The 16,144-nt window shown below is 34.2% G+C and carries 20 protein-coding genes and 3 tRNA genes; 15 read left to right on the forward strand and 8 right to left on the reverse strand.

The window, feature by feature from the left end; translation table 11 throughout:
- Positions 1 to 10 precede the first annotated feature (10 nt).
- The 4 genes from NQ499_RS01575 (at position 11) to fba (ending at position 3,137) form a co-directional block, all read left to right on the forward strand.
- Complete coding sequence (locus NQ499_RS01575; protein ID WP_006507102.1) at positions 11 to 742, forward strand: TrmH family RNA methyltransferase; 732 nt, start codon at positions 11 to 13, stop codon at positions 740 to 742.
- Positions 739 to 1,914: a MalY/PatB family protein gene (locus NQ499_RS01580; RefSeq protein ID WP_006507101.1), complete on the forward strand. Its 1,176-nt coding sequence runs from the start codon at positions 739 to 741 to the stop codon at positions 1,912 to 1,914. Before NQ499_RS01575 ends, NQ499_RS01580 begins: the two co-directional genes overlap by 4 nt.
- Positions 1,898 to 2,179 (forward strand): hypothetical protein, encoded by a 282-nt coding sequence (locus NQ499_RS01585; RefSeq protein ID WP_006507100.1) that lies wholly within the window; start codon positions 1,898 to 1,900, stop codon positions 2,177 to 2,179. Before NQ499_RS01580 ends, NQ499_RS01585 begins: the two co-directional genes overlap by 17 nt.
- Positions 2,180 to 2,264: 85 nt before the next feature.
- The gene (gene fba, locus NQ499_RS01590; RefSeq protein ID WP_006507099.1) at positions 2,265 to 3,137 is read left to right on the forward strand and encodes a class II fructose-1,6-bisphosphate aldolase; all 873 of its coding nucleotides are present in this window, start codon (positions 2,265 to 2,267) and stop codon (positions 3,135 to 3,137) included.
- Between the two features lie 84 nt (positions 3,138 to 3,221).
- Here fba and NQ499_RS01595 read toward each other — a convergent pair whose 3' ends face one another.
- From NQ499_RS01595 to NQ499_RS01610, 4 genes are all read right to left on the reverse strand, one after another.
- Positions 3,222 to 3,656, reverse strand: coding sequence for a hypothetical protein (locus NQ499_RS01595; RefSeq protein ID WP_006507098.1), 435 nt, complete (start codon positions 3,654 to 3,656; stop codon positions 3,222 to 3,224).
- 419 nt (positions 3,657 to 4,075) lie between these two features.
- Positions 4,076 to 4,282 carry a hypothetical protein gene (locus tag NQ499_RS01600; RefSeq protein ID WP_040390257.1) on the reverse strand — a complete coding sequence of 69 codons (207 nt, stop codon included), beginning with the start codon at positions 4,280 to 4,282 and terminating at the stop codon, positions 4,076 to 4,078.
- A 611-nt stretch (positions 4,283 to 4,893) separates the two neighbouring features.
- Complete coding sequence (locus tag NQ499_RS01605; protein ID WP_155812887.1) at positions 4,894 to 5,259, reverse strand: hypothetical protein; 366 nt, start codon at positions 5,257 to 5,259, stop codon at positions 4,894 to 4,896.
- Positions 5,252 to 5,581, reverse strand: coding sequence for a PadR family transcriptional regulator (locus NQ499_RS01610; RefSeq protein ID WP_006507095.1), 330 nt, complete (start codon positions 5,579 to 5,581; stop codon positions 5,252 to 5,254). The genes NQ499_RS01605 and NQ499_RS01610 overlap by 8 nt, the downstream gene beginning before the upstream one ends.
- A 123-nt stretch (positions 5,582 to 5,704) precedes the next feature.
- Between NQ499_RS01610 and NQ499_RS01615 the strand changes: the two genes are divergently transcribed.
- The 4 genes from NQ499_RS01615 to NQ499_RS01630 all read left to right on the forward strand — a co-directional run bounded on the left by NQ499_RS01615 (position 5,705) and on the right by NQ499_RS01630 (position 8,846).
- Positions 5,705 to 6,136 carry an RrF2 family transcriptional regulator gene (locus NQ499_RS01615; protein ID WP_006507094.1) on the forward strand — a complete coding sequence of 144 codons (432 nt, stop codon included), beginning with the start codon at positions 5,705 to 5,707 and terminating at the stop codon, positions 6,134 to 6,136.
- 136 nt (positions 6,137 to 6,272) lie between these two features.
- Entirely contained in the window at positions 6,273 to 7,568 is a 1,296-nt protein-coding gene (locus NQ499_RS01620) for an O-acetylhomoserine aminocarboxypropyltransferase/cysteine synthase family protein (RefSeq protein WP_006507093.1), read from the forward strand.
- A 21-nt stretch (positions 7,569 to 7,589) separates the two neighbouring features.
- Positions 7,590 to 8,522: a cysteine synthase A gene (cysK, locus tag NQ499_RS01625; protein ID WP_006507092.1), complete on the forward strand. Its 933-nt coding sequence runs from the start codon at positions 7,590 to 7,592 to the stop codon at positions 8,520 to 8,522.
- Positions 8,523 to 8,540: 18 nt separating this feature from the next.
- Positions 8,541 to 8,846, forward strand: coding sequence for an ROK family protein (locus NQ499_RS01630; protein WP_006507091.1), 306 nt, complete (start codon positions 8,541 to 8,543; stop codon positions 8,844 to 8,846).
- 26 nt (positions 8,847 to 8,872) lie between these two features.
- Here NQ499_RS01630 and gltX read toward each other — a convergent pair whose 3' ends face one another.
- Positions 8,873 to 10,297 (reverse strand): glutamate--tRNA ligase, encoded by a 1,425-nt coding sequence (gene gltX, locus NQ499_RS01635; protein ID WP_040390255.1) that lies wholly within the window; start codon positions 10,295 to 10,297, stop codon positions 8,873 to 8,875.
- A 47-nt stretch (positions 10,298 to 10,344) separates the two neighbouring features.
- Here gltX and NQ499_RS01640 point away from each other — a divergent pair.
- A tRNA-Gln gene (locus NQ499_RS01640) sits at positions 10,345 to 10,420 on the forward strand.
- A gap of 7 nt (positions 10,421 to 10,427) precedes the next feature.
- A tRNA-Gln gene (locus tag NQ499_RS01645) sits at positions 10,428 to 10,503 on the forward strand.
- A gap of 69 nt (positions 10,504 to 10,572) precedes the next feature.
- On the opposite strand, the gene NQ499_RS01650 is transcribed toward NQ499_RS01645, so the two are convergent.
- A tRNA-Glu gene (locus tag NQ499_RS01650) sits at positions 10,573 to 10,648 on the reverse strand.
- Between the two features lie 222 nt (positions 10,649 to 10,870).
- Between NQ499_RS01650 and NQ499_RS01655 the strand changes: the two genes are divergently transcribed.
- From NQ499_RS01655 to rpmE, 3 genes are all read left to right on the forward strand, one after another.
- Positions 10,871 to 12,151 (forward strand): UDP-N-acetylglucosamine 1-carboxyvinyltransferase, encoded by a 1,281-nt coding sequence (locus NQ499_RS01655; protein ID WP_006507089.1) that lies wholly within the window; start codon positions 10,871 to 10,873, stop codon positions 12,149 to 12,151.
- Between the two features lie 20 nt (positions 12,152 to 12,171).
- Entirely contained in the window at positions 12,172 to 13,257 is a 1,086-nt protein-coding gene (asd, locus tag NQ499_RS01660) for an aspartate-semialdehyde dehydrogenase (RefSeq protein WP_040390254.1), read from the forward strand.
- Positions 13,258 to 13,356: 99 nt separating this feature from the next.
- A complete protein-coding gene (gene rpmE / locus NQ499_RS01665; protein ID WP_006507087.1) occupies positions 13,357 to 13,560 on the forward strand; it encodes a 50S ribosomal protein L31 in 204 nt (67 codons plus the stop codon).
- A gap of 66 nt (positions 13,561 to 13,626) precedes the next feature.
- Here rpmE and rlmH read toward each other — a convergent pair whose 3' ends face one another.
- Complete coding sequence (gene rlmH / locus NQ499_RS01670; RefSeq protein ID WP_006507086.1) at positions 13,627 to 14,106, reverse strand: 23S rRNA (pseudouridine(1915)-N(3))-methyltransferase RlmH; 480 nt, start codon at positions 14,104 to 14,106, stop codon at positions 13,627 to 13,629.
- Complete coding sequence (locus NQ499_RS01675; RefSeq protein WP_040390253.1) at positions 14,096 to 14,848, reverse strand: MBL fold metallo-hydrolase; 753 nt, start codon at positions 14,846 to 14,848, stop codon at positions 14,096 to 14,098. Before NQ499_RS01675 ends, rlmH begins: the two co-directional genes overlap by 11 nt.
- A 111-nt stretch (positions 14,849 to 14,959) precedes the next feature.
- Between NQ499_RS01675 and NQ499_RS01680 the strand changes: the two genes are divergently transcribed.
- Together NQ499_RS01680 and NQ499_RS01685 are read left to right on the forward strand one after the other, a co-directional pair.
- Complete coding sequence (locus NQ499_RS01680; RefSeq protein ID WP_006507084.1) at positions 14,960 to 15,538, forward strand: cytidylate kinase-like family protein; 579 nt, start codon at positions 14,960 to 14,962, stop codon at positions 15,536 to 15,538.
- A gap of 96 nt (positions 15,539 to 15,634) precedes the next feature.
- Positions 15,635 to 16,120 carry a peptidylprolyl isomerase gene (locus tag NQ499_RS01685; protein WP_006507083.1) on the forward strand — a complete coding sequence of 162 codons (486 nt, stop codon included), beginning with the start codon at positions 15,635 to 15,637 and terminating at the stop codon, positions 16,118 to 16,120.
- The last annotated feature ends 24 nt before the right edge of the window (positions 16,121 to 16,144 follow it).

The following is a 16,144-nucleotide window of genomic DNA, read 5'->3' on the forward strand; positions in this document are numbered from 1 at the left end:
GGAGAAAAATATGAAGTTATATAAAAAAGGTGATGACTCCTCTTATACATTGGGTGTCTTTCCTACAATAGAATTATTAGAACATAAACCAGATATTGTGAAAAGAGTGGTTGTACACTCTTCAATAGAAGAAAACAGAGGATATCCTAAAATCAAGGAATTATGTGCATTACATCATATTCCTATTGATGTGCATGATGCGACAATTAATAAGCTTTCACCAAAGTCTAATTGTTATGCAATCGGGGTATTTAAAACATTCTATGAACCTTTACAGAAGGGAAATCATATTGTATTAGTGAATCCTATGGATATGGGTAATATGGGTACAATTATGCGTACAATGTTAGGGTTTGGTTATCAGGACTTAGCTATTATTCGTCCAGCAGTTGATATCTTTAATCCTCATGTTGTTCGTTCTTCTATGGGTGCATTATTCTCTTTACGTATTCATTATTATGAAAGTATTGATGAGTATCTTAAAGAGTTCGGTGATCATCAATGTTATCCATTTATGTTGAAGGGTGCTAAGAATATTCATCAGGTGAAACCTGTGACACCTCATTCACTGATCTTTGGAAATGAATCATCAGGACTCGATGATATTTATATGACATATGGACAAAGTGTCTTTATTCCTCATACGAATGCGATTGATTCACTTAACTTAGCACAGTCTGTTGGTATTGGTTTATTCCACTTCTCACAGGATGCATTTAATAAACAGGAGGTGCTACGATGAAATATGATTTTGATACAGTCTATGATAGACATCATACAAACTGCGCAAAATATGATTCTGGTCATACAGATGATCCTGATATGATCCCTATGTGGGTTGCAGATATGGATTTCAAAACATTACCAGATATTCCAGAAGCACTCTCTAAACGTGTGTTAGATGGTATTTATGGTTATAGTACAATCCCAGAAGAATACTTAGAAAGTGTTGTAGGATGGATGGAACGTAGACATGATTTCCATGTTGAAAAAGACTGGATTGTCCCTACACCGGGTGTTGTCACTGCCTTTCATCTTGCAGTAGAAGCTTATACTAAAAAAGAGGAGAGTGTATTGGTTCTTACACCAGTTTATTATCCATTCTATCGTGCTATTAAAAACAATGGTAGACGTATGGTAAGAATGCCTCTTGATCTAAAAGATAACCAATATACACTTGATTACAAAGCGTTTGAAACTAAGATTATAGAAGAAAACGTCAAAATGATGATCTTCTGTAATCCACATAATCCAGTGGGTAAAGTATGGACTAAAGAAGAACTAAAAACAATTGGAGATATCTGTAAAAAACATAACGTTTTTGTAGTATCGGATGAAATCCATATGGACTTTGTCTATGCGCCTCATAAGCATATCGCATTCTATGAAGTAGATCCTGAATATAAGAACTTTTCAATTGTATTAACTGCAGCATCTAAGACATTCAACTTAGCTGCACTACAGACTTCTGCAGCTATTATTGCGGATGAAAAGCTAAGAAACCAATTTAAGAAAGTGAAGATGAGTCATTCTATTTCTGATCCTACAATACTAGGATTTATTGCGACAACAGTCGCTTATACTAAGGGGGATGAATGGGTGGATCAACTTCTAGATTATATTAATGGTAATATGGATTATCTTGATCACTTCCTTAAAACTGAATGTCCTGGTGTATCTTTAATTGATCCACAAGGCTTATATCTTGCCTGGGTGGATATGAGAACACTTGGTATGAGTAATGAAGAACAGGAAGACTTCATGTTAAATAAAGCACATCTTTGGTTAGATGAAGGTTATGTGTTTGGTGAAGAAGGATCAGGTTTTGAAAGATTTAACTTAGCATGTCCTAGAAGTACTTTAGAAAAAGCTTGTTTACAGTTAAAGAAGGCATTGGATGAAAGATCTGCATAGTTTAAGACTTCAGGGATATATCGATGATCTTCCATTAGATTGTGCTTGTGAATATACGAATCGACAATTAAAGAAGTTTCTTCATACAGATATTGCCTATCAACAAACACTAGCAATACGCTTATTAAATAAGCGTATTGGCTATCAAAAAGACTATCAAAAGCAGTTGAAAGAGATACTTGATGATAATCCTGCTTATTATACAAAGCAGGAAATAGAAGGCTTTTTAAGCCTCCTAAATGAAAAAGAAAATAAAGTAAAATAAAAACGTTTACATCTTTTAATTTTCCTAGTAATAGACAAGAAAAAAGAGTATTATGGAAATATAAAAGAAAAGGAGAGATAATATTATGGGATTAGTTTCCGCAACAGAAATGTTAAAAAAGGCTAAAGCAGGCCATTATGGTGTTGGACAGTTCAACATCAATAACCTTGAATGGACAAAGTCTATTCTTTTAGAAGCACAGGAATTAAATGCACCAGTAATCTTAGGTGTATCTGAAGGTGCTGCAAAATATATGACAGGTTTCACAACTGTAGCTGCTATGGTTAAAGCAATGGTAGAATCTTTAAATATCACTGTACCAGTAGCATTACACTTAGACCATGGTTCATATGAAGGTGCTAAGGCTGCATTAGCAGCTGGATTCACTTCAATCATGTTCGATGGTTCTCATTATTCAATCGAAGAAAACATCGAAAAGACTAAGGAATTAGTTGAATTATGCCATGCTAAAGGTGTATCTATCGAAGCTGAAGTAGGTTCAATCGGTGGAGAAGAAGATGGTGTTATTGGTATGGGTGAAGTAGCAGATCCTAAAGAATGTAAGATGATTGCTGACTTAGGAGTTGACTTCTTAGCTGCTGGTATCGGTAATATCCATGGTGTATACCCTGCAAACTGGGCTGGTTTACAGTTCGAAGCATTAGATGCTATCCAGAAAGAAACTGGTATCTTACCATTAGTTCTTCATGGTGGTTCAGGAATTCCTGATGAACAGGTTAAGAAAGCAATTGGCTTAGGTGTATCTAAGATCAACGTTAACACTGAATGTCAGTTATACTTCCAGAAAGCTACTAGAAAGTACATTGAAGAAGGTAAAGATCAGCAGGGTAAAGGTTATGACCCTCGTAAATTACTTGCTCCAGGTGCTCAGGCTATCAGAGACTGCGTAAAAGACAGAATGGAAGTATTTGGTTGCATCGGTAAAGCTGCTGAATAATTTATTTAAGAGAGAAGCTGAGGCTTCTCTTTTTTTTATGTTCAAATAAAAAGATTCCTACCACAAATGGTAGGAATACCTATGTTAGTTCCAGTAATCTAATTGATCATAATCAGTATAATGTGTTGAGGATGCAAGTTTCTTATAGTTATCTTTATTCATTCTCGCATATTCTTTTATTTGAGATTGATCACTCTTATTTGATTTAGTCACAAGTACATCTGAATCACTAGATAATCTATAGAAACGATATGCATCATTCTTTACCACAACAGTATAAGAAGGTGAACCATAACGTGTTTTACTTTCATCATACTTCTGTATACCATCGGGTAAATGATCTATAAAATCAACATCTTTTAATTTATTAGATATAGAAATTGACTTATAGAAAGAATAACCTTTCTTCTTTTCTCCACTTAACGTAACTTCTGATAAATAAGAACTAGAACTAGGTACTACAAATACTGCAATGACTAAACAAACAACAATACTTACAATAATCTTTTTTGATTTCATAGGATCTCCTTGTATTTGAGTTTATTATAATATACAAAAATTAACGGGCTATTAGTAAAGTAACTCCAAATATGTTGCACTTGTGTATGTAATGTTTCTGGTTATATCTCATCCTTTCTTTGATTTGACATATAGCTTATACAACTGTTGATCACTATTTAATGCATCCTTTTACATTAATCAGTATACACCATATATAACAAGCAAGTATGAATTATCAGTAATGGTGGATGATAGTGATATAAAAGTACTACATCATATATGACTACTATAATAAGAAGGGGAACGTTTAAAACACCTCCCCCCCCTAATGGCATCAACTTCAGGATTTCAACAATCATGAAGTTGATGCTGATATTTTACATAGTATAAAAATAGATCACTTGGATTAATTGAATCCATCAAAGTAGTTATAGAAATTATTTTTTGTTATTTGTGAGTAATAAGGCAGTTATATACATGATGAATAAGCTATTTGTAATATTACAAGCTACGATAGAGATACCTACAAGTGGTCCTCCATCTCCTGCAAAGAATACAAATGCGAAATAGAGTAGGACTGAAATAATCATCCCTAAAATGTAAAACATGATAACTGCTTTTAGATTACTGAAAAAATCTTTCATATACATTCTCCTGATTAGTAGTATTGTTGTTATTGAAAAGCATTTAAAGAAGCATAAGTAAAAACAAAAATATTAGAAGATAGAATTGATAATAGAATTTGTTCATAATTTAATCTACTTATATTATGTAATCACTTACAAAAAATATTATACACCATATATAAAATAAGTAAATAGAAAGTATTAGTAAATATGGTAGTGGATTTATGTATAATGATGATTATTCTGTAATGAAGTGAGATAGTTGTTTATACAATTAAAAGGGACGTTTTTTATCCGTCCCCCCCTTGATTTAAACAATTTAATTTTTTAACGTAATTGTCTTAATGTTAGCCAAGATAATTTTCCGTTGCTGCTGCATGTAAGCGACACTTTCTTTGGAACTGTTTGTACGCAGATACCATTTATATATTTTTTTCCGTAGCTGATGCAATAGCTTTATTCAAAGATTTAGATGCCGATTTATTAGTGATTTTCCGTAGACTTGGGCAAGTAATTTCTATGGCAGAATATATATTGCACTATTGCCGTTATATGTAAATCTGACTTTAACTGATATTGTGTCCATAGAAAAAATCTTTTTCATATATTGATTCTTTGTTAAATGTTGGCTAATTATCATATGTGATTTCAATTACTTCTCTGTTGATATAGCTTTTTCTTGATTGATATGCAATATATGAAAACTCTACAACGAATGCAACCAATATTAATACTAAAACAGTTATAAACACTTTCTTGTAACTTCTCTTATGCTTTTGCACTGGTGAATACAAATCATTATCATCAATATACTGATAATAAATATTTTCAGGTTCTCCAAACTGTTCAACTAAGTCATCATAGCTCATTGTATCTACATTAGGATACTCATCAATAGTTTTACATATATGGTCATATACAGACCTTTTTTCTTTTGGTACATTATTAAACAAAGATTTTAATTCTTTCTTATATTTCTTTAATGGTTTACTCATCATCAATTCCCTCCAATATATAATCGATACTCTTAACCATATCATGATATTCTTTCATCATTTCAAGTAGAAGATCACTTCCTTTTGGAAGTAAATGATAGTAGACGCGTATCTTTCTTCCTACCTGTTTTTCAGAAGAAGAGATATACTCTCCTTCCATTAATTTATATAATATCGGATATAAAACACCATCTTTTAAATCAATGACTTGATTGCTTTTTTCTCTAATCTGATTTGATATTTCGTAACCATAACAATCTCCATGATAAAGAACGGCTAATACTAACAAATCAAGTTTAAATAAATTATTTTTTCTACTCATATTCTTTCTCCATTTAAAATTCTAACATCAACTATCTGTTACATCAACGTTCAATTTCTATTAATCTTGACTTACCCTATAACCCCCTAGTATACTAGGTATATGTAAAAGGAGGAATAGCTTATGATGATATCAACTAAAGGACGTTATGCTTTACGTGTCATGATTGATTTAGCACAGCATGATCGTTCTAAATATATACCATTAAAAGAAATAGCTGCAAGACAGGATATCTCTGAAAAGTATCTAGAAATTATTATTAAATCTTTATCTAAAAAACACTTTGTAGAAGGTTTAAGAGGTAAAGGTGGGGGATACCGTTTAACACATGCTCCAGAAGACTATAGTGTTGCTTCTATTCTTAAGGTTACTGAAGGAACATTAGCTCCTGTATCATGTTTAGCAGATGAATGTAATACATGTGAAAGAGCATCTTATTGTAATACATTACCTATGTGGACTGGTTTACATAAAGTGATTACAGACTATTTAGAAGGTGTTTCTTTAAGTGATTTAGTACCTGCTTCATCAAATGGTGATGATTATGTCATATAATCATAAATAAAATCAATTAAATTTAGAAAATACGAAATATCCACAAAAAATAATATAAATATAGTTGACTAGTAAGTTTATCACTGCTATAATCCTATTAACCTATCAAAGAAATAGGGTTAAGGAGGAAACATACATGTCTAATAAAAACTATCATTTCGAAACACTTGCATTACACGTAGGACAGGAAGAAGCTGATCCAGTAACTGACGCTCGTGCAGTACCTATCTATCAGACTTCATCTTACGTTTTTCATAACTCAGATCATGCAGCAGCTAGATTCGCATTACAGGATGCTGGTAATATCTATGGTCGTCTAACAAACCCAACTGAAGATGTATTTGAAAAAAGAATTGCGGCTTTAGAAGGTGGTGTAGCCGCCTTGGCAGTAGGTTCTGGTGCAGCTGCAGTGACATACGCAGTACAAAACTTAGTGGCTGCAGGTGACCATATCGTATCTGCAGAAAACATCTATGGTGGAACATTCAACCTATTCAAACATACATTTACTGATTATGGTATTACTACTACATTCGTAGATGCATTAAATCCACAGGCATTTGAAGATGCTATCCAGGAAAACACAAAACTTGTTTATATTGAAACTTTAGGTAACCCTAATTCAGATGTTGTAGACATCGAAGCAATCGCAAAGATTGCACATAAACATGGTTTACCATTAGTTATTGATAACACATTTGGTACACCTTATTTAATTAGACCAATTGAATATGGTGCTGACGTTGTTATTCATTCAGCAACTAAGTTCATTGGCGGTCATGGTACTACTATTGGTGGCGTCATCGTTGATGCAGGTAAGTTTGACTGGGCGGCACATGCAGATAAATTCCCACAGCTTGTTGAACCAAACCCATCTTATCATGGTGTAAGCTTTGCGAAAGATGTAGGAGCCGCTGCTTATATTACAAGAATTAGAGCTATTTTATTAAGAGACATGGGTGCAACTCTTTCACCAATTCATGCTTGGATCTTCTTACAGGGTCTAGAAACACTTTCATTACGTGTAGAAAGACAGGTAGAAAATACATTAAAGGTTGTAGAATACTTAAATAACCATCCACAGGTTGAATCTGTATCACATCCTTCAGTATCTACAGATCCATCTCAGCAGGCATTATATAAGAAGTATTTCCCTAACGGTGGTGGATCAATCTTTACATTCAACATCAAGGGTGATGCAAGAAAAGCAAAAGATTTCATTGATAACTTACAGTTATTCTCATTACTTGCAAATGTTGCAGATGTGAAATCTTTAGTTATTCATCCAGCTTCTACTACACATGCAGAAATGAATGAAGAAGAATTAAAACAGGTAGGTATCCAGCAGAATTCTATTCGATTATCTATTGGTACTGAACATATTGATGATATTATTGCAGACTTAGATCAAGCTTTTGCTGCAGTAAAATAACAAATTCGGAGGAGAATTAACATGAGTAAGGTATACACTAGTGCTGACCAGTTAATTGGCCATACACCATTATTAGAATTAACACATTTAGAAAAGAAATATAATTTAGAAGCAAAGGTAATCGCAAAGGTTGAATACTTCAATCCCGCAGGAAGTGTTAAAGATAGAATTGCGAAGAATATGCTCGATGAAGCAGAAAAAGCAGGCAAAATCAATAAAGATACTGTATTAATTGAACCTACTTCAGGTAATACAGGTATTGGTTTAGCTTCTGTTGCGGCTGCAAGAGGCTATCGTATTATTATCGTAATGCCAGAAACAATGTCTGTAGAAAGACGTACATTAATGAAAGCATATGGTGCTGAACTTGTCTTAACAGATGGAAGCAAGGGTATGAAGGGTGCTATTGCGAAAGCAAATGAACTTGCAGAAGGAATTGAAAACAGCTATATTCCAGGACAGTTCGTTAACCCAGCTAACCCACAGGCCCACTATTTAACAACAGGACCAGAAATCTTTGAAGACTTAGATGGTCAGGTCGATTACTTTGTCGCTGGTGTAGGTACTGGTGGTACAGTGACTGGTGTAGGACAGTACTTAAAAGATAAGAAACCAGACGTAAAAGTAGTTGCAGTAGAACCAGATTCTTCTCCAGTATTATCTACTGGACAGGGTGGTGCACATAAGATCCAGGGTATCGGTGCAGGTTTCGTACCTGATGTCTTAGATACAAAGGTATATGATGAAATCATCCGTGTAACTAATGAAGATGCATTTGCGACTGGTAAAGAAGTAGGTCAGAATGAAGGTATCTTAGTAGGTATTTCTTCAGGTGCTGCTGTTTATGCTGCAATTGAACTTGCGAAAAGACCAGAAAATAAAGGAAAGACAATTGTAGCCTTACTACCAGATACAGGTGACCGTTATCTTTCAACTCCTTTGTTCCAGGATTAATATAAAAGCCAAGGCATAATGTCCTTGGTTTTTTCGTCACAAATTTATAACGGTGATACAAGAGCTTTAGAGGTTTTAAAGGACTATACAGACACTATTGCGATGGGATTATTTAATATCCAGGCAGCAGTTGATCCTGATTGTATTGCGATAGGTGGGGGGATCTCTAAACAACCTATTTTAATGACTTATATTCAGAAGTCTTTAGATGAACTCTATGAGAAGATGCCTGTGCCCATTCCACAAGTTAAGTTAGTACAATGTAAATACAATAATGATTCTAACCTAATCGGTGCACTTGCAAACTATAAGAAAGTATACTAAAAGAGGCTCAAATGAGCCTCTTGTTTTTATTCTGCTGATTCAGCAACTGATTTCTTTAAATCTTCGATAGCAACTCTAATTCTTCTTAAAGTTTCTTCTTTACCAAGAATATGAGCAATTTCTACAGCACCACCAGGAGTAAATGCCTTATTAGATAATGCAACACGGATAGGCCACATAATACGTCCATTCTTTAATTCATGGCTCTTAGCAATATCCATCATCATATTCATTAATCCTTCGTCATCATCATAATCTTCCCACTTTTCAAGTTCTGGTAAAGATAATTCTAATGCTTCTAAAGAGTTTTCAGGATTCGTCTTCATCTTCTTATGTTTATAGATAGATGCATCAAATGGTAATGTTTCATTGACAAAGTCCATTAATTCTGGAATATCAGCTAATCTTTCAACACGTGGCTGTAATGCTTTAGAGATTTCTAATGTATTTACAGGAATAGTGATGAAGTCATAGTAAGGAGAAGCCACTTTGTGGAATTCTTCTAATGACATATTTCTTAAATAAACACCGTTCATCCATTTTAACTTATCAATATCAAAGATAGCTGGAGCTTTAGAGATATGTTCAATGTTGAACTGTTCAATTAAATCATCTAATGAAAGGATTTCTTCATCAGCTGGAGACCATCCAAGTAATGCGATGTAGTTAAGGATGGCATCTTTTAAATAACCCTGTTTAGTTAAATCCTGGTAAGAGGCATCACCATTTCTCTTAGATAACTTAGCATGTTCATCCTTCATTACTGGTGGTAAATGGATGTAAGTAGGTCTATCCCATCCATATGCATCATATAGAAGGTTATATTTAGGTGTAGAAGCTAAATATTCATTACCACGTACAACATGAGTAATACCCATTAAATGGTCATCTACAACGTTCGCAAAGTTATAAGTAGGGAATCCATCACTCTTAATTAAGATAGAATCATTTAAAGTAGTACAATCTACTTCAATATGACCATAGATTTCATCATCAAAAGTAGCCTTACCCTTATCAGGGATAGTCTGTCTAATAACATAAGGAACACCTGCTGCAAGCTTTTCATCAATTTCAGCCTGATCAAGCATACGACAAGGATCATAATCATTGTCAGCATCTTTATCACAGAAACAATAATGAGCACCGCCTAGCTCAATAAGCTTCTTAGCATATTCATGATAAATAGGAAGTCTTTCAGACTGGATATAAGGTCCACAATCTCCTGGCTTATCTGGCCCTTCATCCCAGTTAAGACCAGTTTCAGTCAAAATATCATAAATTAACTGAGTTGCACCTTCCACTTCACGGTTCTGGTCAGTATCTTCAATTCTTAAAATAAAGTCGCCACCCTGATGTTTAGCGATTAAATAACAGTATAAAGCTGTTCTTAAATTACCGATATGCATGTACCCCGTAGGGCTTGGTGCAAATCTTGTACGAATTTTTGTCATTTTTCTCTTTACATCTCCTAAAATATATGTATAATATAAATTGCTGTTGGGGTATAGCCAAGCGGTAAGGCAGCAGACTCTGAATCTGCCATTTCACTGGTTCGAATCCAGTTACCCCAGCCATTTTTTTTGGGGTATAGCCAAGCGGTAAGGCAGCAGACTCTGAATCTGCCATTTCACTGGTTCGAATCCAGTTACCCCAGCCATTTTTTTTATACAAATAAAACATTTTAAAAAGAAAGCCTGGCTTTCTTTTTTTTATTCGCATAAAAAAATGGTAGTCCGTAGGGGGTTCGAACCCCTGAATGCTTGGATGAGAACCAAGTGTGTTGACCACTTCACCAACGGACCATGTGGTCATAGTATATCATGTTTTTTTTAAAAGTAAAATATTCTTTTATTAAAAAGGGACATTTACTTTCTGTTTTCTTTGTGATTTTCGAAGAAATACTATATAATGAATTCGTCGAGATAAAATCCAATATTTTGACTTAAACTTGTTAACTTTTAACTGAATTGTTTTTTAATATATATATAAACTTTAAATAACCTTAACGAAAGGATTGTATAAAAATGGCTGAAGAAGTAATTGCTATTGAAGGCGGACATAAACTTAACGGCACAGTCACTATCTCAGGTGCGAAGAATGCGACTGTAGCATTGATCCCTTCTATTGTTCTCTCAGATGAACCAGTAGAAATATATAACGTACCAGAAATCTCAGATGTTGATGCGTTAACCACATTATTAGAAGAATTGAATTGTGTTGTTGAAAGGGATAAATCCGTAGGTGAAATCGGTGTAGATCCTAGAAATATGAAAAACATACCACTTGTAAGTAGTGCAGTTGATAAATTAAGAGCGTCTTATTATTTTATGGGTGCATTACTTGGTAAATATAAAGAAGTAACTATTAGAATGCCTGGAGGATGTTATTTAGGACCTCGTCCTATTGATCTTCATTTAAAAGGTTTTGAAGCATTGGGTGCCAAAATCAATTATGATGAAGAAACAGGAACATATCATTTACAGGCTGATGAACTTATTGGAACTGAAATCTATCTAGATTTTGCTTCTGTAGGTGCAACTATCAATATTATGTTAGCGGCAGTAAAGGCTAAAGGTCGTACTGTTATTGAAAATGCAGCGAAGGAACCAGAAATCATTGATGTAGCCAACCTTCTTACAAAGATGGGGGCTAGAATCCGTGGTGTAGGTACAGATACTATTACTATTGATGGTGTGGAGCATATGCATGGTGCATATCATGAAATTATTCCTGATCGTATTGAAGCAGGTACTTTCTTGATCATTGCAGCTGCAATTGGTGAAAAGATGGTTATTCAGAATATTATTCCACAGCATCTAGATGCCCTTATTTCTAAATTAAAGGAAATGGGCATTAAGATGGAAAAGATTGGCGATAGCATTGTTGTATATGGCAATGATGGAAACTTAAAGCCTGTTGAAGTACAGACACAGATCTATCCAGGATTTGCGACTGACTTGCAGCAGCCTCTAACAACTCTATTAACACAGGGTAATGGACAATCAAAAGTGTCTGAAACTATTTATAAAGAAAGATTTAAGCATTGTGCGCAGCTTAATAAGATGGGAGCAGATATTGAATTAGGTGAAGCGTGTGCTTATGTAAAAGGTAAAACACCTCTACATGGTGCAAGAGTAATGGCTACAGACTTACGCTGTGGTGCTGCTCTTGTGGTGGCTGGCTTAATGGCAGAAGGTAAAACAGAAATTACAAATGTCTACCATATTGACCGTGGTTATGATAATATAGACCACAAGCTCATCACATTAGGAGCACACATTACTCGTTATATGATTGACGATTAATGTTGATAGGAGGAGAAGCTATGAGTGACAAGTTAAAAGTTGGTATTTTAGGTGCGACTGGTATGGTTGGACAGAGATTCAATACTCTTCTAGATAACCATCCATGGTTTGAAGTGACTACACTTGCAGCAAGTAAGTCGAGTGCGGGAAAGACTTATGAAGAAGCAGTAAAAGGCAGATGGAAGATGGATACACCTATTCCTGAAGCAGTCAAGAACATTGTCGTAAAAGATGTTGCAGATGTTGAAGACATTGCGAAAGAAGTTGATTTTGTATTCTCAGCAGTAAACATGAGTAAAGAAGAAATCAAAGCAATTGAAGAAGCATATGCAAAAACAGAAACACCTGTTGTTTCAAACAACAGTGCACACAGATGGACACCTGATGTTCCTATGGTTATTCCAGAAATCAACCCAGAACATTATGCTGTCATCGAAGATCAGAGAAAGAGACTTGGAACTAAGAAAGGTTTTATCGCAGTAAAGCCTAACTGTTCAATCCAGTCTTATACACCTTGCTTAGCAGCATGGAAGGAATTTGAACCAACAAAGGTTGTAGTAAGTACATACCAGGCTATTTCTGGTGCTGGGAAGACTTTCAAGGAATGGCCAGAAATGGTAGGAAATATCATTCCTTTAATCAGTGGGGAAGAAGAAAAGTCTGAACAGGAACCATTAAAAGTATTTGGTCATATTGAAAATGGTGAAATCGTTAAAGCTGAAGGACCTGTTATTAGTGCACAATGTATTCGTGTACCAGTATTAAATGGTCATACAGCAACTGTTTCTGTTAGTTTCAAGAAGAAGCCTACAAAAGAAGAATTAATTGATTGTTTGAATAACTTCAAGGGACAGCCACAGGAATTTAAGCTTCCACATGCACCTGAACATTTCATCAGATACATGGAAGAAGAAAACCGTCCACAGGTTACATTAGATGTTGATTATGAAGGCGGTATGGGAGTTTCTATTGGTAGACTTAGAGAAGATAACATCTTCGATTATAAGTTTGTAGGTTTATCTCACAACACTTTAAGAGGTGCTGCTGGTGGTGCTGTTGAAAGTGCTGAAATGTTAACAAAATTAGGTTATATTACTAAGAAATAAATTTAAAAAAGCTATTGTATTTCAATAAAAAATGATGTACAATACATTAGCAACTTACTTTGAAGTAGCAAATATTTCAAGGCGGAAGGAGATAAGACAATGAGAGCTGGAATTCATCCAAATTACAAAAAAGTAAAAGTAATCTGCACATCATGTGGTAACGAATTCGAAACTGGTTCAGTTTTAGATGAAATCCGTGTGGATACTTGTTCAAACTGTCATCCATTCTACACTGGTAAACAGAGATTTGCGAGTGCTGATGGTAGAGTTGAAAAATTCAATAAGAAATACGGTCTTAAATAAGACGCAAGAACCTGTTCTACAGGTTCTTTTTTTACGTAAAAAAGATGTCCATACTATGTATGGACATTATTTATGATATGTTTCGTTCTTCATAATCTTAAATGCACGATAAATCTGTTCTACAAGAATCAGACGCATTAATTGATGAGGGAAAGTCATTGGTGAAAAAGATAATTTAAAATCAGCTCTAGCAAGAACATCCGCTCCATGTCCTAAGGAACCACCAATCACAAAATCAATAGTGGAATAACCATCAATCATCTTCTTCTCAATATACTGACTAAAAGCCACTGAATCCATCTCACGTGAAGCAACATCTAACAGAATCATAAAATCATTCTGTTTCACATGATCAAGAATCTTTCTTCCTTCCTTGCTTTTCACAAGTGCCTCTTCTGCAAGTGAAGGGTTATTAGGTATCTTTTCATCAGGTACTTCAATCAACTCTACATGAGCATATGCCCCAAGTCTTTTTACATACTCCTGTACACCATCTCTTAAATACTTCTCTTTTAACTTACCTACAGTAATAATCTTAATGTTCATTTTTTCCTCCAGAAACCACTGATATTTGACTTGCTGCTTTAATCATCTCTTTATCAAATTTTATATTTTCTTCATCAAATATAGAATAATAAGTTTCTAACGCCTTTTCTTTTGTATTGGCATCCTGTGATAAGTGGGCTAGTACAATCTCTTTCGTATTCTCACCAATCACATCACACATTAAATGAGCGCTGTACTCATTATTTAAATGTCCCGTATCGCCCATAATTCTATTCTTTAGAGAAAAAGGACGACGTGTAGCCATTAACATCCCTATATCATGATTCGACTCTATAATATAATAATTCAAGTTATGAATAAGTTCTTTATTCTTCTGTGACACATAACCTGTATCTGTCATATAAAGGAGTGTCTCATCACCACTAAAAATAAATCCAATAGGATTAGTCGCATCATGTGAAATACGTAATACATACACTTCTATATCACCAAAAGTATAACTTGTATAAGGAATAAGTTCATGATCCTCATCTAGATCCGCTATATTCCCTTTTGCGGTATATACCATCTCTTTATCAAATATATGTATATTCTTGTTATGATCTGTATGATCATGGGTTAATAATACATAATCTATATCATCTATTGTATATCCAATCTCTTTGAGTCGATAAGTCAACTGTTTCTTTGAGATACCACAATCTATTAAAATACCTGTAGTTTTTTCTACAATAAATGTGCTGTTTCCTTTAGAACCACTTGCTAAAACATGGTATTCCATAATCCACCTCTTTCTCATGCATTATAACATATCTCAATATTTGGAATAAAGTTTCTTACATATTCTTTTGAACTTGTGATAAAATAAACTTATAGAAGGAGGTTTTGTCTTATGCCTAAAATTATTACAATCGCAAGAGAATATGGTTCTGGAGGACGTATCATAGCACAGAAAGTAGCTAATCTTTTAGGACTTGTTTATTACGATAACCAGATTATTGATTTAGCTGCTCAGGAACTTGGATTTGATATTGAAACAATTAGGAAGGCAGCTCAGGAAAAGAGTTCAGGATTCCTTTATGGAATGGCTGGAGGCACTTTCCAGATGCCTTTAAATGATCAGGTCTTCGCAACACAATCTAAAATCATTCGTCATCTTGCAAATAACGATTCATGTATCATAGTAAATGGATGTGCTGATTATATTCTTGAAGATTATGATAAAGTATTACGTGTCTTTATCCATGCACCTCTTGAATCACGTATTAAGAGAGTAGAAGAAGAATATAAAGAAGAGCATGAGAATACAAAGAAGTATGTTATCTCAAGAGATAAGAAAAGATCTAATTACTATAATTACTACACAACAAATAAATGGGGTCAGTTAAAGAATTTTGACTTAACTATTAATAGTGATTATGGTTTAGATGAAGCTGCTGAAATTATTGCGGAAATGTATAAGAAATTATAATAATAAGGCTGTAATAGATGATCTATTACAGCTTTTTCTATTAGAGAGAGAATAAATATGTTAAAATAAGACGAAATCAAATAAAGGAGAACAATCATGGAAAAAATCTTATTTGAAATTGAAATGCAGGATGGCAATGTAATGAAGGGTGAATTATATCCTGAAGTAGCACCTATCACTGTAGAAAACTTTGTAAACTTAATTAAAAATAACTTCTTTGATGGCTTAATCTTCCATCGTGTTATCCCAGGATTCATGATCCAGGGTGGTGGATATGATACTGATTTGAAAGAGCATCCAGCAGCATCTATCAAGGGTGAATTTGCATCTAATGGTGTGACTAATAACCTAAAGCATACAAGAGGTGTTTTATCAATGGCAAGAACAATGGTTAAGGATTCTGCTTCATCTCAGTTCTTTATCATGCATGCTGATGCCCCACATCTAGATGGTGACTATGCTGCTTTTGGTTTAATCACTGAAGGATTAGAAGAAGTAGATAAGATTGCGAATGTTAAAAGATCACCTTGGAATGATATGCCTAATGAACCACAGGTTATCAAGACAATGAAATTATTATAAAAAAACTGTTGCGAAATATTGAAA

Origin of the sequence: Catenibacterium mitsuokai, from assembly GCF_025148785.1 — a bacterium.
Classification (GTDB): Bacteria; Bacillota_I; Bacilli_A; order Erysipelotrichales; family Coprobacillaceae; genus Catenibacterium; species Catenibacterium mitsuoka.

Coding starts and splice junctions, on each gene's coding strand:
- NQ499_RS01675 (WP_040390253.1), bottom strand. CDS start 14,848: ATGGAATACCATGTTTTAGCAAGTGGTTCTAAAGGAAACAGCACATTT.
- fba (WP_006507099.1), top strand. CDS start 2,265: ATGGGATTAGTTTCCGCAACAGAAATGTTAAAAAAGGCTAAAGCAGGC.
- NQ499_RS01630 (WP_006507091.1), top strand. CDS start 8,541: ATGTCCTTGGTTTTTTCGTCACAAATTTATAACGGTGATACAAGAGCT.
- NQ499_RS01600 (WP_040390257.1), bottom strand. CDS start 4,282: ATGAAAGATTTTTTCAGTAATCTAAAAGCAGTTATCATGTTTTACATT.
- rlmH (WP_006507086.1), bottom strand. CDS start 14,106: ATGAACATTAAGATTATTACTGTAGGTAAGTTAAAAGAGAAGTATTTA.
- NQ499_RS01605 (WP_155812887.1), bottom strand. CDS start 5,259: ATGAGTAAACCATTAAAGAAATATAAGAAAGAATTAAAATCTTTGTTT.
- NQ499_RS01585 (WP_006507100.1), top strand. CDS start 1,898: ATGAAAGATCTGCATAGTTTAAGACTTCAGGGATATATCGATGATCTT.
- NQ499_RS01615 (WP_006507094.1), top strand. CDS start 5,705: ATGATGATATCAACTAAAGGACGTTATGCTTTACGTGTCATGATTGAT.
- NQ499_RS01680 (WP_006507084.1), top strand. CDS start 14,960: ATGCCTAAAATTATTACAATCGCAAGAGAATATGGTTCTGGAGGACGT.
- NQ499_RS01595 (WP_006507098.1), bottom strand. CDS start 3,656: ATGAAATCAAAAAAGATTATTGTAAGTATTGTTGTTTGTTTAGTCATT.
- rpmE (WP_006507087.1), top strand. CDS start 13,357: ATGAGAGCTGGAATTCATCCAAATTACAAAAAAGTAAAAGTAATCTGC.
- NQ499_RS01575 (WP_006507102.1), top strand. CDS start 11: ATGAAGTTATATAAAAAAGGTGATGACTCCTCTTATACATTGGGTGTC.
- NQ499_RS01610 (WP_006507095.1), bottom strand. CDS start 5,581: ATGAGTAGAAAAAATAATTTATTTAAACTTGATTTGTTAGTATTAGCC.
- asd (WP_040390254.1), top strand. CDS start 12,172: ATGAGTGACAAGTTAAAAGTTGGTATTTTAGGTGCGACTGGTATGGTT.
- NQ499_RS01620 (WP_006507093.1), top strand. CDS start 6,273: ATGTCTAATAAAAACTATCATTTCGAAACACTTGCATTACACGTAGGA.
- NQ499_RS01685 (WP_006507083.1), top strand. CDS start 15,635: ATGGAAAAAATCTTATTTGAAATTGAAATGCAGGATGGCAATGTAATG.
- cysK (WP_006507092.1), top strand. CDS start 7,590: ATGAGTAAGGTATACACTAGTGCTGACCAGTTAATTGGCCATACACCA.
- NQ499_RS01580 (WP_006507101.1), top strand. CDS start 739: ATGAAATATGATTTTGATACAGTCTATGATAGACATCATACAAACTGC.
- NQ499_RS01655 (WP_006507089.1), top strand. CDS start 10,871: ATGGCTGAAGAAGTAATTGCTATTGAAGGCGGACATAAACTTAACGGC.
- gltX (WP_040390255.1), bottom strand. CDS start 10,297: ATGACAAAAATTCGTACAAGATTTGCACCAAGCCCTACGGGGTACATG.